18 protein-coding genes are annotated in these 15,478 nt (G+C 61.9%); 3 read left to right on the forward strand and 15 right to left on the reverse strand.

The annotated features are described in order from the left end of the window. Positions 1-125: 125 nt before the first annotated feature. Positions 126-827: a response regulator transcription factor gene (locus tag NKH23_RS00730; RefSeq protein WP_023677547.1), complete on the reverse strand. Its 702-nt coding sequence runs from the start codon at positions 825-827 to the stop codon at positions 126-128. 342 nt (positions 828-1,169) lie between these two features. Between NKH23_RS00730 and NKH23_RS00735 the strand changes: the two genes are divergently transcribed. From NKH23_RS00735 to NKH23_RS00745, 3 genes are all read left to right on the forward strand, one after another. Continuing rightward, positions 1,170-2,780 carry a phosphoenolpyruvate carboxykinase gene (locus NKH23_RS00735; RefSeq protein ID WP_352911696.1) on the forward strand — a complete coding sequence of 537 codons (1,611 nt, stop codon included), beginning with the start codon at positions 1,170-1,172 and terminating at the stop codon, positions 2,778-2,780. A gap of 79 nt (positions 2,781-2,859) precedes the next feature. Then, positions 2,860-3,297: an alternative ribosome rescue aminoacyl-tRNA hydrolase ArfB gene (arfB, locus tag NKH23_RS00740; RefSeq protein WP_352911699.1), complete on the forward strand. Its 438-nt coding sequence runs from the start codon at positions 2,860-2,862 to the stop codon at positions 3,295-3,297. 131 nt (positions 3,298-3,428) lie between these two features. Then, positions 3,429-4,046: an alpha-ketoglutarate-dependent dioxygenase AlkB family protein gene (locus NKH23_RS00745; protein WP_352911702.1), complete on the forward strand. Its 618-nt coding sequence runs from the start codon at positions 3,429-3,431 to the stop codon at positions 4,044-4,046. Here NKH23_RS00745 and NKH23_RS00750 read toward each other — a convergent pair. The 14 genes from NKH23_RS00750 to hisB form a co-directional block, all read right to left on the reverse strand. Beyond that, positions 4,009-5,622, reverse strand: a complete 1,614-nt coding sequence (locus NKH23_RS00750) for a hypothetical protein (protein ID WP_352911704.1) — start codon at positions 5,620-5,622, stop codon at positions 4,009-4,011. The genes NKH23_RS00745 and NKH23_RS00750 overlap by 38 nt on opposite strands. Before the next feature lie 90 nt (positions 5,623-5,712). Next, complete coding sequence (locus NKH23_RS00755; protein WP_352911707.1) at positions 5,713-7,287, reverse strand: hypothetical protein; 1,575 nt, start codon at positions 7,285-7,287, stop codon at positions 5,713-5,715. Continuing rightward, entirely contained in the window at positions 7,277-7,672 is a 396-nt protein-coding gene (locus NKH23_RS00760; protein ID WP_352717196.1) for a GtrA family protein, read from the reverse strand. Before NKH23_RS00760 ends, NKH23_RS00755 begins: the two co-directional genes overlap by 11 nt. 7 nt (positions 7,673-7,679) lie before the next feature. Further along, a complete protein-coding gene (locus NKH23_RS00765) occupies positions 7,680-8,450 on the reverse strand; it encodes a class I SAM-dependent methyltransferase (protein WP_352717195.1) in 771 nt (256 codons plus the stop codon). Next, a complete protein-coding gene (locus NKH23_RS00770; protein WP_352911711.1) occupies positions 8,450-9,457 on the reverse strand; it encodes a glycosyltransferase family 2 protein in 1,008 nt (335 codons plus the stop codon). Before NKH23_RS00770 ends, NKH23_RS00765 begins: the two co-directional genes overlap by 1 nt. Positions 9,458-9,533: 76 nt before the next feature. Next, positions 9,534-10,493 (reverse strand): type I pantothenate kinase, encoded by a 960-nt coding sequence (coaA, locus tag NKH23_RS00775; RefSeq protein WP_352911713.1) that lies wholly within the window; start codon positions 10,491-10,493, stop codon positions 9,534-9,536. An 18-nt stretch (positions 10,494-10,511) separates the two neighbouring features. Beyond that, positions 10,512-10,838 carry a phosphoribosyl-ATP diphosphatase gene (locus tag NKH23_RS00780; RefSeq protein WP_292660336.1) on the reverse strand — a complete coding sequence of 109 codons (327 nt, stop codon included), beginning with the start codon at positions 10,836-10,838 and terminating at the stop codon, positions 10,512-10,514. 36 nt (positions 10,839-10,874) lie between these two features. Next, the gene (gene hisF / locus NKH23_RS00785) at positions 10,875-11,669 is read right to left on the reverse strand and encodes an imidazole glycerol phosphate synthase subunit HisF (RefSeq protein ID WP_352912200.1); all 795 of its coding nucleotides are present in this window, start codon (positions 11,667-11,669) and stop codon (positions 10,875-10,877) included. Further along, positions 11,666-12,502, reverse strand: a complete 837-nt coding sequence (locus NKH23_RS00790; RefSeq protein ID WP_353034142.1) for an arginase family protein — start codon at positions 12,500-12,502, stop codon at positions 11,666-11,668. The genes hisF and NKH23_RS00790 overlap by 4 nt, the downstream gene beginning before the upstream one ends. A 3-nt stretch (positions 12,503-12,505) precedes the next feature. Next, positions 12,506-13,249: a 1-(5-phosphoribosyl)-5-[(5-phosphoribosylamino)methylideneamino]imidazole-4-carboxamide isomerase gene (gene hisA, locus NKH23_RS00795; RefSeq protein ID WP_352911719.1), complete on the reverse strand. Its 744-nt coding sequence runs from the start codon at positions 13,247-13,249 to the stop codon at positions 12,506-12,508. Positions 13,250-13,251: 2 nt separating this feature from the next. Then, entirely contained in the window at positions 13,252-13,542 is a 291-nt protein-coding gene (locus NKH23_RS00800) for a DUF1330 domain-containing protein (protein WP_352717187.1), read from the reverse strand. Positions 13,543-13,545: 3 nt separating this feature from the next. Further along, a complete protein-coding gene (hisH, locus tag NKH23_RS00805; protein ID WP_352717185.1) occupies positions 13,546-14,196 on the reverse strand; it encodes an imidazole glycerol phosphate synthase subunit HisH in 651 nt (216 codons plus the stop codon). 1 nt (position 14,197) lies between these two features. Further along, positions 14,198-14,671, reverse strand: coding sequence for a DUF2628 domain-containing protein (locus NKH23_RS00810; protein ID WP_352911724.1), 474 nt, complete (start codon positions 14,669-14,671; stop codon positions 14,198-14,200). A gap of 4 nt (positions 14,672-14,675) precedes the next feature. Then, a complete protein-coding gene (gene hisB / locus NKH23_RS00815; protein ID WP_352717183.1) occupies positions 14,676-15,275 on the reverse strand; it encodes an imidazoleglycerol-phosphate dehydratase HisB in 600 nt (199 codons plus the stop codon). Positions 15,276-15,478 lie beyond the last annotated feature (203 nt).

The following is a 15,478-nucleotide window of genomic DNA, read 5'->3' on the forward strand; positions in this document are numbered from 1 at the left end:
GCATTAGCGTTTTGACGCATGTCGCTGCCCCAAAACCGGGACCACTTTTGGGCGACATGCATTAGCGTTTTGATGCATGTCGTTGTCCCAAAAACCGGGACCACTTTTGGGCGACATGCATTAACTCATGCTTCGCGGAACCGATACCCGACTCCGTAAAGGGTTTCGATCATTTCGAAGTCATCATCGACGGCCTTGAACTTTTTGCGCAGCCGCTTGATGTGACTGTCGATGGTGCGGTCATCGACATAGACCTGCTCATCATAAGCCGAATCCATCAGCGCATCACGGCTTTTTACGACGCCCGGGCGCTGGGCCAGCGAATGCAGGATGAGGAACTCGGTGACGGTAAGCGTCACCGGCTCGCCCTTCCAGGTGCACGTGTGGCGCTCCTGGTCCATGACAAGCTGGCCGCGCTCAAGCGACCGAGCCTGCTGGTTGGGCGCCTTGGCCGCCGCCTCGCGGGTGCTGGCGCGGCGCAGCACGGCGCGGACGCGTTCGACCAGAAGACGCTGCGAGAAGGGTTTGCGGATGAAGTCGTCGGCGCCCATCTTGAGGCCGAACAGTTCATCGATCTCATCGTCCTTGGAGGTCAGGAAGATTACCGGCAGGTCGGATTTCTGACGCATCCGGCGCAGCAGCTCCATGCCGTCCATGCGCGGCATCTTGATGTCGAGGATGGCGAGGTTCGGCGGGCGCGCCGCCAGTCCCTCCAGCGCCGACGCCCCATCCGTGTAGGTTTCGACCCGATAACCCTCGGATTCGAGGGCGATCGAAACCGAAGTCAGAATGTTGCGATCGTCGTCGACAAGCGCGATTGTTGCCATTTCAAGCGGCTCCCTCATGAGCTGTCCCTTCTTTCGTCGAGAAGGGGCTTTTGCAGGACAAATTAGGTACAAAATGTGGCATAGGCTCTATCCGCTGTCACGCGCGGCATGCCGGCGGCCACAATTGTACCTCGACATGGATTGGACCAATGAACATCGCCAATCCTTTGGGCAACCATCAGTGTTTTTGCACATATAAACGATTTAAACAACTTTCAAAATATTTAAATCGATTAATGATTTGATATCATTCGCCTTTTCTGGTTTTGACGTTTTTAGCTCCTGCAACGGGGGTTCCGGAATTCGCCGGTAAAGACGCGGTAAATCGAAGAAGGGACACCCATGTCGGAAGCCGGCAAACGCAATCCTGCATGTGCAATCGATCGGATCGGCCTGAGAACCACGGGCGTGGTGCGCTATAATTTCGGCGCGGCCGCGCTCTACGAGGAGGCAATCCGCCGTGGCGAGGCCCGACTCACCGCGCATGGCGCGCTTGCCGCCGAAACCGGACAGCACACCGGCCGCTCGCCCAGGGACAAATTCGTGGTGCGCGACGAAAGCACCGCGCCGCATGTATGGTGGGACAACAACAAAGCGATTTCGCCGGGGCAATTCGATACGCTGCTTGCCGATTTTCGCGCCCATGCCGCTGAAAAGGACCTTTATGTGCAGGACCTGGTCGGCGGTGCCGACGAGGAACTGAAGCTGCCGACCAGGGTGATCACGGAGCTTGCCTGGCACTCCCTGTTCATCCGCAATCTGCTCATCCGGCCGGCCGCCGCCGAACTCGAGCATTTCATGCCCGGTTTGACGATCATCGACCTGCCGTCGTTCCGCGCCGATCCCGCCCGCCACGGCACGCGCGGCGAAACGGTGATTGCCGTCGATCTTTCGCGCATGATCGTGTTGATTGGCGGTACCTCCTATGCCGGCGAGATGAAGAAGTCGGTGTTCACCGTGCTCAACTATCTGCTGCCGACAAAAGGCGTGATGCCGATGCATTGCTCGGCCAATGAAGGGCCAGCCGGCGACGCGGCCGTTTTCTTCGGCCTTTCCGGGACCGGCAAGACGACGTTGTCGGCCGACCCATCGCGCACGCTGGTCGGCGATGACGAGCATGGCTGGGGACCGCACGGCATCTTCAATTTCGAAGGCGGCTGCTATGCCAAGACGATCAAGCTTTCGGCCGAAGCCGAGCCGGAGATCTTCGCCACCACCCAGCGCTTCGGCACGGTGCTGGAGAATGTCGCGCTCGACGCCGGTCGCGTGCCGGATTTCGACGACGGCGGGCTGACCGAAAACACGCGCTGCGCCTACCCGCTCCACTTCATCCCCAACGCCAGCAAGACGGGGCGCGCCAGCCACCCGAAAAACATCATCATGCTGACCGCCGACGCATTCGGAGTGATGCCGCCGATCGCGCGGCTGACCCCAGCGCAGGCCATGTACCATTTCCTCTCCGGCTATACCGCCAAGGTGGCGGGGACCGAGAAGGGCGTTACCGAGCCCGAAGCGACATTTTCGACATGCTTCGGCGCACCGTTCATGCCGCGGCATCCATCGGAATACGGCAATCTGCTGCGCGAGCTCATCGCACACCACGGTGTCGATTGCTGGCTGGTCAATACCGGCTGGACCGGCGGCGCCTACGGCACCGGCAAGCGGATGCCGATCAAGGCAACACGGGCGCTGCTTGCGGCAGCGCTCGACGGCTCGCTGAAAGCGGCCGACTTCCGGACCGACGCCAATTTCGGTTTTGACGTACCGGTGACGGTTGCCGGCGTCGACTGCGCCATTCTCGACCCGAGATCGACCTGGATCGACAAGCCCGCCTATGACCGGCAGGCGGCAAGGCTGGTCGGCATGTTCGTCGACAATTTCGAAAAGTTCGAGGCCCATGTCGACGCCACCGTGCTCGGCGCTGCACCACGCATGCAGGTAGCGGCTGAATAGCCGTCGCCCCTGGTGATGCTTCAAGGCCCGGCTTCGATCGGGCCTTTTCTTTTTTCGCCTGCCGCGCCATGACTGCGGCATGAACGCCGACGACAAGATCATCATCACCGACGATGCGGTGATTAATCCGGGCGACCTGCACGAGGACTTCATCCGTTCGTCGGGCCCGGGCGGCCAGAATGTCAACAAGGTGGCGACGGCGGTGCAATTGCGCTTCGATGCTGCCAATGCTCCAGGCCTGTCGGAGCGTGTGCGCGAACGGACCATCAAGCTCGCCGGCCAGCGCGCCACCAAGGACGGCGTCATCGTCATCGAAGCCGGACGCTTCCGCACCCAGGAGCAGAACCGGGCGGACGCCCGGGCGCGGCTGACGGCACTGGTCGCCAAGGCCGCCGAACCACCACCACCGCCGCGCAAGAAGACCAGGCCGTCCAAAGGCGCGGTCGAAAGACGGCTCAAAAGCAAGGCCGGGCGGGGCTCGATCAAGAAAATGCGCGGCCGGGTCGAGGATGACTGACAGCCGAAGCGGCTTCGGATTCCAGATCGCCGGCTAAAGCGCGCAGCCACCGTCGGAGGCGGCTTTCGGGTCGCCGTTTTCGTTTGACGGTGGCATTCTGATTTCTCCAGACCAACGGATCAAGCGACGCGATGCTCGTACTGCCCAAAGGCGTCCGCCATATGCCCGGCTACCTGTCGCGCGCCATGCAGGAAGTGCTGGTGGAAGATATCAGGGAGGTCGTGCAGGAGGCCCCGCTGTTCGTGCCGGCGATGCCGCGTACCGGCAAGGAGATGAGCGTGCGCATGACCAATTGCGGCCCGCTGGGCTGGGTCACCGACAAGGAGCATGGCTATCGCTACCAGCCGACCCACCCGGTGACCGGAAGGCCTTGGCCGCCGATCCCGGAGATACTACTAGATCTGTGGCGGGACGTATCTGCCTATGCGCACCCGCCGGAGGCCTGCCTGGTCAATTTCTATTCGCAGGATGCCAAGATGGGTCTTCACCAGGACCGCGACGAGAGCGATTTCTCCGCGCCCGTCGTCTCGGTGTCGCTCGGCGACGATTGCCTGTTCCGGGTCGGCCAGACGACGCGCGACGGCGCCACCAAATCGTTCAGGTTGAAAAGCGGCGACGTCGTGGTGCTTGGCGGCGAAGGGCGGCTCTGCTTTCACGGCGTCGACCGTATCTACCCGTCGACCTCGGCATTGCTCAGGAACGGCGGCCGCATTAATCTGACGCTGCGACGGGTGACGATGCCGAAATAGGCTGCTCGGGCGGCCGGCGGCCGGGGCGGACATAATCGTCGCGCAGATAGATGCGCTCGGTCTCGTCCTCGACGAGAATGCGGTAGTGCGCCAGGATGGCGTCAAAGCCAAAACGCCCCATCAGTTGGCTTGTCCACATTGTGTTGTTTTTCTTGAAGACGACGACATCCGGACGCAGACGCGCGAATTCTTCGCGTTTGCTTTCGACGTAACGCGCCATGATGGCCTGGTAACGCGTGGCTTCGGCGGTGTCACCCGAGAGGGCTGCCTGCCGGGACAGGGAAAGTGCGAACGCTCCAAGCCAATCGCTGACGTGGGTCGAAACGAACTGCCCATCGATCATACGGTTCAACGGATGTCCCGAGGAAATATCCGAACTGACCAACGCTACGGTCGGCCGATCGGTGGCGGCGCGAATGGTGGCAACCAGCGCCGGCCCTGGTTTCTGGGTGCTCCAGTACGGCAAGAAAGCGATTGCCACCGCCGCCAGTGCCCAAGCTCGCGAAGGAGCCGTCACGAACGCCAACAGCTTCGACGGCTGCTGCACGATCCTGGGCACCGCCAGCAGGCAGAAAATGGCTGCCACAGCGCAAAAGATCGCGGGATAGGCATGATAAGACCAGCCTTTCGCTTGGTAGAATAGGGGAAACATGCCGGCGATCGATGCCGCCAACGCTACCGCCGCCAGCTCTGGAAACCGCCTGGCAGGCCACAGCCACCAGATCAGGAAGACAAGGAAACACCACGAGAAACCGTAGCCGATCACAATCGGCCAAAAGATGCCGATCTTTCCATAAACATCCGCCAAGAGGGGATAGACGTCACGCAGGAATTCCGGATGGATCAGCGTGACCGTGCTGAGATAGACAATGCAGATGCCGGCAATGACCCAGTGTTCCAGGGCGAAGATCGATTTCAGACTGCGCCGGCGCACTGCAACGACCAACGCCGGCGCCAACACCATGATCGCATAGTAGGGCTTGACCAGCAGCAGAATGCTGCCCGACAGGCCGGCGAGTACGGCAAGCCCCGTGCCTGGTTGGGCAGCTGCATCTCTGCGCGCGCGCCAAGCATGAAGCGCAAGCAGCGGCATGAAAAGCGCCATGCCGATATGCTCCCGCTCGCTGAAGGCATTGCCGGGGAAGACCACCAACATTGCGCAAAACGCTGGCCCCAGTGCAAACAATGATGCAGTTTCGGTGAAACCCGCACGCTTGACGATCACGCCCGAGAGCGAAAGTCCGATAAGCACGGCAAGGTATGTCCAGGCCTCAACCAGGATTTCCGGGGCGGTGCCCAGCAATCTGGCCGCAGCCACTGGCGGCAGATAGAGCCAGACGCTGAATGGAGGATTGGTCTCGTAGATTTGCGAGTAAAGCCGCTCACCGGACAGCATACGCTCGCAGACCGTGATCAGCCAGCTAGTATCGGGAACAGTCCCCCAACGCCGCTGCCAGACGATCGAGAAGACGGTGACTGCGGCAATGGCCAGGACATTGCGGCTAGGAAGCAGCGACGCTGCGATATCCCGGCCGCGCCCGTGGCTCAAGCCGCCAATGTCGTTCGAGACGCTCATGATGTTTCACCAAGGCTCTCGGGCTCGAGCCATATGTCGTCCAGCGGAGCGATTGGATCCAGCCGTGCCATAGTTTCTGGAAGCCTCTGCTCAATCGGTTTGGAGCGGCGCGAGCGCCGTGTAACGAAGATAGACAGTAATTTCCGGCTCGGCGTGCAGCAGACGATAGTCGGCCAAAGCGACAGCGATCCGCTTGTCCTGCAGCATCAGGGCAGTCCACGCCGGCGAGCCTGACAGCACGATATCGGGCTTCTTCGCTGATATCTCGGCGGCGTATTCGCCGATCACCCGATCGCGGATGCTTTCAAGGTCCCGTCTCCGTTCGAGATCACCGGTGACGCGGGCGAGCGTGTCCGCGTTGGAGACCGCCCAGGCGCTCGGATGGCGTGATATGAACCTGCCGTCGACCAGCCTGGCGAGGGGATGGGCAACCTGCATCTGGTCGGCAATCGACATGATGGTCGGGGCTTCGACCGTCGAGCGGATCGCGGCGACAGACCGGGCGATCGGTCCGTCGTCCGTCGTCAGCGCCGCGTACTGTGCCCTGACCGCTATTTGCAGCACCAGCACGCAACCGAAGATCAGGGCGGCCTTACGAACGAAGCCTGCACTGCGGAATGTGCCGAACCGCACAAGCTGGATGCCAAATGCAAGTGCTGCAACAACGACCATCGGCAGGGCGTGATTGGGCCAACCCTTGCCCATGATGATGAAGGCCGGAATGAACCCCAGTGCGGTCAGAAGCGGAATCCTGACGTCCCAGCTCGTCTGTCTCAGGCCGCCGGCCACAAGCACGGTGGCGGCGGCCAGAAGCAGCACCACTTTCGGCCAGTTTGCCAGCATATCGGCGGCAGAGGCCCTCAACGGAAGATAGACCTCCCTGACCAAGGGCAGGACGTCGCTGACGTAAGCGCGGTCGAAGAGCGCGATGGACGCGACATAGGCGGCCACGATCGCAGCGCCAAGCACGTTCTCCACGACGAAGAGCGGTTTCAGCGACCGCCTTTCAACCGCAAGACAGAGTGACGGCAACATGAAGGCCAGCGCAAAATAGGGCGGCTTGACCATGACCCCGACCGCCGCGCCGAGGCCCGCGACCATGTGCTCCAGGGGCGAGCCCGCGCTGAAATCCGGGGTCCGCTGACGTGTGCATTGCAACGCCACCCAGGGCAAAATGGCAATCATCGCGAAGTGCTCGCGTTGGCCGAATTGATCCGGCATGAAACAGAGGATCGAAAACAGGGCCGCCGCTGCCGCCCACAGCGCATGGGGCTGCCGGTAAACCGGTTCATCGCGCGCGAAAATGCGGACGGAAATAAAAAGACTGGCCAGGCTCAGGCAAACGATGCCAAGCGTCAGCCAGAATTCCGCACGTATGCCGGTGAGCTTTTCCAGGAGCATGAACGGCATGTAGAGCCAGATCGAGAACGGTGGGTTGGTCTCCATGATGTCCGTGTTGAGCCGCTCTCCGCCAAGCAGGCGGTCACAGACGACCAGAAGCCATGACACGTCGACATTGGTCGGAATTGCAACGGTGGATAGCCAGACGGCGTATGTGACGACCAGGCAGGCCAGCAGCAACGGAGCACCCGCTACACCCGCAAACGGCGAGAAACGGTTGGCGCCGGGCAGCAGTTCACTGAGGGATCGCGCGCTAGAGACCACGAAACACCCACCGCCCGAGGACGACATAGTTGATGACCGGCACGGCAATGCAGGTGAGCAGGATCGGGATTGCGGCCGGGACGCCGAGCATCTGGGTCAAAAGGCCCGGCAGGGCGATCGCGACGGCGAGACCGGAAGCGGTGAGCAGGAGGAAGCGGGGCAATTCCATCGCGTGGCTGCCGCCCGAGGTAAAGGTGAAATATTTATGCCCGGTGTAGGAGAACAGCGCGGCGACGGCGTAGGCCGCAAACGATGTGAGCGCCGCCGGCAGGGCCGCCGTTGCCTGTCCACGCGACAGTAGGAAAGCACAAACGGCATAGATCAGCGTCGACGCGATGCCAATTAGCGCAAAGCGCGATAGTCGACGATACGAGCCGCTGCCCATTACGCGGTCAAGCAGCCAATTTCTCGTCGAGGCGACCGGTTTCGACGGCGTCGTCCTTGCGGAATACCGCCAGCAGCGAAACACCGAAGGGCAGGCTTGCATTTGGTATGATGCGGCCTTCCGCCGAAAACACTGCCTTCATCGCCGCATTCAGTGGTTTCGGCGGCGTTGCATGGCCGGCTGGCAAGGCCGACGTGCGCAACCTGTCCACCAGCCGTGCCAGTGCCGCTACAGGAAAGAGTGCGGCATTTGTGTAGCTCAGCCGGTCGATCCTGAAGCCAGCCCTTTCAATTCGTTCACGCAGCAGATTGCGCGAATAGCGCCGCATATGATGCAGCCCCACATCATGCGTGCTCCACAACCATTGGTGTGCGGGCACCGTGAGGACGACGCTGCCGCCCGGTTTCAGCATTTGGCGGATCGCGGCAAGCGATGCCTCGTCTTCGGCGACATGTTCCAGCACGTCGAACAGGCAAACCAGGTCGCAGCTTTGCGGCGCGACAGGAATGTTGTCCGGCAGATATCCGGCAAGGAAGTCACGGCCGGTCTTTTCCCAGGCAATCCTGCGCGCGAGATCGCTCATCTCGACTGCCGTCACGGCGCCGAACTGCTCCAGCATCCTGATGTTGCCGCCGGTGCCGGCGCCGATCTCGACGATGCGCGCCTTTTCGGGCAGGTCGATGCTGCGAATGACCGCCTCTGCGATGGCGCGACGCCCGCAGAACCACCAATGCTCGTCTTCGGTGGCGGCCATCTGTCGGTAGGCGTCGAGCTCCATCAGCTCATTCCCTCATATTTGCGGCGCACAATGTAGATCGGACGCTGCTTGATCTCGGCGTAGACCCTGCCGAGGTACTGTCCGATGATGCCGATGCCGAGTAACTGGATGCCGCCAAGGAAAAGAACACTGACCAGCAGCGAGGCGTAGCCGGGAACATCAACGCCAAAGATCATTGTCTTGGCGACGATCAGCAGGCCGTAGAGGAACGACAGTGCGGAAATCGTTGCGCCGACATAGGTCCAGATTTCAAGCGGAGCGGTGGAGAAGCTGGTAATGCCTTCGAGCGCGAAGTTCCACAGCTTCCAGCCGGAGAATTTCGACTGGCCGGCGATGCGCTGATCGCGGACATATTCGATGCTTGCGGTGCGGAACCCGACCCAGGCGAACAGGCCCTTCATGAAACGACGGCGTTCGGGCAAAGACCGCAGCGCCTGGATGACCTGACGGTCGATCAAACGGAAGTCACCGACATCGTGCGGGATCTTCTGCTGCGCGATCCAGTTGTGAACGCGGTAGAACATCGAGGCGGAGCGCTGCTTGAGAAAGCTGTCGCTCGACCGGTTGGCTCGCTTGGCAAGAACAACCTCGAAACCCTCGCGCCACTTTTCCACAAGCAGCGGAATGACATGCGGCGGATCCTGCATATCGACATCCATCGGAATCGCTGCATCGGCATCGCAGCTGTCGAGACCCGCGGTCATCGCAGCTTCCTTGCCGAAATTGCGCGAAAGGTCGATTACGTGGATGCGTGGATCGGTTTGTTGAGCTTCGATCAGCTTTTCGAGCGTCGTATCGCTGCTGCCGTCGTTGACGAAGATGAACTCGAGGGCAACGCCTTTGTCCTTCAGCGGAGCAGTGCTTTCACACACGGCCTTCAGGAATGGAGCAATTGCGCCTTCCTCATTGTGGACCGGCACGATCAGGGCAATCGTTGCGGCGCCGCTGCCCGGATGTGCCGCGCGGCCAGCTGCCGGCCGATCAATATTTAGGAATGGCGCATTCATTGTTTGCCGAGCCCGCAGATCAAGCCCGACAATAGGAAGACTGGGTTAAGATGACTTTAAGGAATGCCTCAGGATTTCAAAGTTTTCGGAGCGCCACTTCCTCGACCAGATGGTTGGCGCCCTTGCGCAGGATGAGATCGGCTCGGGCGCGGGTCGGCAATATATTCTCGCGCAAATTCTTCAGATTGATGTTGGTCCACAGGCCCTCGGCGATGGCGCGGGCCGCATCCTCGGAAAGTTGCGAATAGCGATGGAAGAAGGAAGCCGGGTCGCGGAAGGCGGTTTCGCGCAGCCGCATGAAGCGGGCGATATACCAGTGATGGATCAGCGCCTCCTCGGCATCGATATAGATGGCGAAGTCGAAGAAATCCGACAGGAAAGGCACGATCTTGCCGTCCTTCGGCAACTTGCCCGGCTGCAGGACATTGATGCCTTCGAAAATCAGGATGTCCGGCCGGTCGATGGTCTGGAACTCGCCCGGAATGACGTCATAGGTCAGGTGCGAATAGACTGGCGCGAGGACGTTACGCTGCGCCGATTTGATGCCGGACAGGAAGCGCAGCAGCGCGCCGACGTCGTAGCTGTCGGGAAAGCCCTTGCGCTCCATCAGATTGTTGCGGCGCAGTACTTCGTTCGGCAGCAGGAAACCGTCGGTGGTGACCAGGTCGACCTTGGGACTCGACGGCCAGCGCGCCAGCAGCTCCTCTAGGACGCGCGCCGTGGTCGATTTGCCGACCGCCACGGAACCGGCAATGCCGATGATGAACGGTGTCTTGGCCACGTCCAGCGCGTTGAAGAAGACCTGGCGTTGCCTGAACAAGAGTTGACTGGCTTCGACATGAGCCGACAACAGCCGCGACATCGAAAGGTAAATGCGCTCGACCTCGTGGAGATCGACCGGATCGTTCAGCGACCGCAGACGATGGATCTCGTCTGCGGTCAGCGTCATCGGCGTATCGGCGCGGAACCGCGACCATTGCTCGGCCGAGAAGAAACGATAGGGTGAATACTTCTCGGTAGGAGCGAGCTGGTCCATCGAGTTCCTCCGCAGCGATCAGCCCCGGTCCAGCCGAGACGCCTTTTCGGCGATGCCCGAACGACCGGTGCGGCGTTCAAGCTCGTTGAGCACATCGCTCAGCGGAATGCCCGCTACGCCAAGAACGACAAGCCAATGATAAATGAGATCGGCGCTTTCCGAAACAAGCGCGGCCCTATCGGCGCTGACGGCTGCGATCACCGTTTCGACCGCCTCTTCGCCGAGTTTCTGCGCTGCCTTGCTCATGCCGCGCTGAAAGAGCTTGGCCGTCCACGAATCCGGATCGCCGGAGCGTGCGCGTTCGCCAATGATCTTCTCCAGATCGGAGAGTGAGAACTCAGTCATGACGGCGTTTACAGCCTCTTCTTAGCCGGAAAGGCTCTAGGACCGATTACCCGGCGAGTCCAGCCGCATCGGCAGTCCGGCCTGAGCCATATGCAGCTTGGCCTCGGCGATGCTGTAGGTGCCGAAATGGAAGATCGACGCCGCCAGCACCGCGCCGGCATGGCCATCGCGAATGCCTTCGACCAGGTGGTCGAGCGTGCCGACGCCGCCGGAAGCGATAACCGGCACGCGTACGGCATCGGCGACCGCGCGGGTTAGGGCTATGTCGTAGCCGGCCTTGGTGCCGTCGCGGTCCATCGATGTCAGCAGGATCTCGCCGGCGCCGAGATCGACCACTTGCCGAGCGAACTCGACGGCATCGATGCCGGTCTTCTCGCGGCCGCCATGGGTGAATATCTCCCAGCGACCGGCCTCGCCCGCAGCGGACACTTTCTTGGCATCGATAGCGACGACGATGCACTGGTTGCCGAATTTGTCGGCTGCTTCGGCGACAAAATTGGGGGTCTTCACCGCCGCCGTGTTGATCGACACCTTGTCGGCGCCGGCCAGAAGCAGCTTCCTGATGTCGGCGACCTGACGGACGCCACCGCCAACGGTCAGCGGCATGAAACATTGTTCGGCGGTGCGGGCGATGACATCGAAAATGGTCTCGCGGTTTTCCGACGAGGCGGTGATGTCGAGAAAGCAGAGCTCGTCGGCGCCGGCCGCGTCATAGGCTTTTGCCGCTTCGACGGGATCGCCGGCATCGACCAGGTCGACGAAATTGACGCCCTTGACGACGCGGCCGTTCTTGACGTCGAGACAGGGGATGACGCGGGCTTTCAGCATCAGATCCTCTCGATCTCCGCAAGAAAATCGACAAGCAGCTGGCCGACGACGGGCGGAACCTCGGCCTGGGAATCAAAGGCCGGGTCGTAGGCCGAGAGCGTCACGCCGACGATCGGGATTGACCTGGCCAGTCCGCAGGCAAGCTGCCGTAGCTGTTCCGGGCTCGGGCCGCCCGGATGCGCGTAGCGGTTCACCTGCAACACATCCGGATCTAGAACATCCAGGTCCAGATGCAGATGTGCCTGGACGGCCCCTGCCGCTGTGAGCTTTCCGACTCTATCGAGTGCACCGGCACATTCGGTGCGCACGATCGGCAAAGTTTCCAGCAGGCGCTTTTCGTCGGGATCGAGGTCGCGGGCATCGACCAGCATACAGCGCGCCGGGTCTATCGGCCGGAACCCCGGAATCGCTGCCGCCATCGGACGCCAGCAGAGCCCGAGCGTCGCCGCCAGCGCCATGCCGTCGAGAAAGCCGTAGGCCGACGTCTCCGGCGTGTTGAGATCGCCATGCTGGTCGATCCAGATGATCGAATCCGCAACTTCACCGGTGACCGCACCGGCGGCGGTCAGGCAATTTCCAGCAAGGATAATGGGGAAGCGTTCTCCATCGCGGGCGAGGCTAACCTTAGTCGCGACAGCGTTGCAGACGGCGAAGCCGGTTGCAATTTCGCGCTCCTGCTCGTCTCCCACCTTGCCGATATCTTCGACGGCGACGTCATGGCCAGCCACGGTCAGGGCTTCGACCAGCCCACCGCCGACAATGGCGTCCGGCCCCTGGCCGCACCCTTCGTGATAGTGCCCGCTGTCATAGGGGGCGAGGATAATCGAGACCTTCACGTTTCACACCCCTGCCATCGGCTTGCCGCGCAGGATCGCCAGTGCCTCGGCCGGATCGATGCGGCCGTCGTAGAGCGCGCGGCCGGAGATCGCGCCTTCGAGCTTCTGCGCATCGGGCATGGTCATGCGCACGATGTCGGCGATCGAGGCGAGCCCGCCCGAGGCGATGACCGGGATCGAAACCGCCTCGGCGAGGTCGATGGTTGCGTCCCAGTTGATGCCTGCCAGCACACCGTCGCGATCGATGTCGGTGTAGATGATGGCAGCAACGCCGGCGCCTTCGAATTTCCTCGCCAGTTCGATGACGCCGAGGCTCGATGCCTCGGCCCAGCCTTCGACCGCGACCTTGCCGCCCTTGGCGTCGATGCCGACGGCGATCTTGCCCGGGAACGCCTTGCACGCCTGCCTGACCAGATCCGGATCGCGCACCGCCACGGTGCCAAGAATGACGCGGGCCAGCCCACGGTCGAGCCAGTCCTCGATTTGCGCCAGAGTGCGGATGCCGCCGCCGAGCTGCACCGGATTGTTCGTCGCCTTGAGGATGGCGCCGACCGCCGCGCTGTTGACGCTCTGGCCCTTGAAGGCGCCGTTGAGGTCGACGACGTGCAGCCATTCGAAGCCCTGCTCTTCGAAGGCGCGCGCCTGAGCCGCGGGATCGTCATTGTAGATCGTCGCCGTCGCCATGTCGCCATGCCGGAGGCGCACGCATTTGCCGTCCTTGAGGTCTATCGCCGGAAACAGAAACACCTTCAGGCGCCTTCGACGATGACAAAGTGGCCGGTCGAGCCGGCGAGCCTGTACTTCAAGGCCTCCTGGTATTCAGGCGAGCCGTAGCATTCCATCGCCTTTTCATAGGATTCGAATTCCACCAGCACGTGGCGATTGCCTGTCGGCCCTTCCGGGCTGGTATACCGCCCGGCGCGCACCGGGAACTTCGCGCCGTATTTCGCGAAAGCCGCGGCATTGGCCTCGATGTACTGCTTGTAGATCTCAGGATCGTGGACATCGACCATCGCCATCCAATAGCCCTTCTTGCTCATGGTTCAGGGCCTCCAGCCTAGGAAATTGGTGATCAGCGCCAGGCCCAGCGCCTGGCTCTTCTCGGGGTGGAATTGCGTTCCGGCTAGGTTGTCGCGGGCGACAGCGGCCGTTACCGGGCCGCCATAGTCGGCAACCGCCAGCACCTCATCCTCCTTCCGTGCGTCCAGATGGTAGGAGTGGACGAAATAGGCGTGCAGTCCCTTGCCGCCCGTCGCAATGCCGGAAAACAGCGGATGCTTGCGCTTCAGGTCAATCGTGTTCCAACCGATCTGCGGGATCTTCAGTGTCGGATCGGCCGGCGTGATCTCCTTGACGTCGCCTGCGATCCAGCCAAAGCCCTTTGTGACGGTCTTTTCCAGGCCTCGCTCCGACATCAGCTGCATGCCGACGCAGATGCCGAGGAACGGCCGAGCCTTGGCGATCGCCACATCCTCCACCGCTTCCCACATGCCGGCGACCGCACGCAGTCCAGCGGCGCAATCGGCATAGGCACCGACGCCCGGCAGGACGATGCGGTCGGCGGTCCTGACCCGCTCGGCATCGGCGGTGAGTTCGATCGCGGCGGCAATGCCGGCTTCATGCGCGGCACGCTCGAAGGCCTTGGTGGCCGAGCGCAGATTGCCCGACCCGTAGTCGATGATCGCGACCCTCATCTCAGGGCTTTCCCGGAATATGGTTCAGCCCCAGCGCCATGCCCATCTGCGCCGGCCGGGCAAGTGCTGCGTCCGGAACGATGCGTTGCACCGGCGGTTGTTCATCCGACTGGGCTTCGGCTTCCAATGCATAGCGGACGTCGGCGTCGTCGAGCCTGTCGGCCTCGACCACGCCCCATTCATGCCAGCCGCGACGGCGCAGGGCTGCGATCCGCAAGCCCTGCCCTTCCAGTCCGATAAAGAGCATGACAAGCAGGGATAAAAGCGAGCCGGTTGTTTCGAGGCCCAGCCTTTCGCCCAGCATCGAGAGCAGGCCCATGGCGACAAAGGCCAATGCCGCCTCGACCCACAGCCGGTGCCACGCCAGCCACAGCGGCGGCACCAGGAAGCCGAGCCAGGCAAAGCCGTCACGGATAAAGGTAGTGTCCACGCTTTCGCTGCGGCCTGGCGGCTCCATCACGATATAGATGGCCATGACGCTATCCTTTCAGGGATCCCTTGGTGGAGGGAACCGCATCCGGCTGGCGCGGGTCGCGCTCAAGTGCCGAACGCAACGCACGCGCCACGGCCTTGAAGCAGGTCTCGGCGATGTGGTGGTTGTTGGCGCCGTAATGATTGGTGACATGCAGCGTGATGCCGGCATTCTGCGCCAGCGCGTGGAAGAATTCGCGCACCAGCTCGGTGTCGAACGTACCGATCTTCGGCGACGAGAATGAAACATTCCAGACCAGAAAAGGCCGGCCGGAGACATCGATTGCCGCCCGCGTCAGCGTTTCGTCCATGGCGAGATCGATCGAGGCGTAGCGCATGATGCCGCGCCGCTCGCCCAATGCCTTGGCCAGCGCCTGGCCGAGCGCGATGCCCGTATCCTCGACCGTGTGGTGGTCGTCTATGTGCAGGTCGCCCTTGGCCTTCACGGTCATGTCGATCAGCGAATGGCGCGACAACTGGTCCAGCATATGGTCGAAGAAGCCGACGCCCGTCGAAATGTCGGATTTGCCCGAGCCGTCGACCTGAACCGACACGGAGATGTCGGTTTCCTTGGTCTTGCGGCTTATCTCGGCGGAACGGGGCGCCATGACCTCATCCTTGTCTCAGATTTGCATGATTCAGGCGTTCACATGCCTGAAAACGAAAGCCTTCTAGCAGCATGGTCCGGCGATTGCCAGTTACCGCTGCGGAGCACAGTCCGGCCCGGCGGATGGTCGGTTTGCAATCGTCCGGCCTATGCATACATATGGCCGATCAAGTCACTCGTAACGCGCCGATCGCCTTGATGGGA

Source organism: Mesorhizobium sp. M1328, assembly GCF_040318075.1.
Lineage (GTDB): Bacteria > Pseudomonadota > Alphaproteobacteria > Rhizobiales > Rhizobiaceae > Mesorhizobium.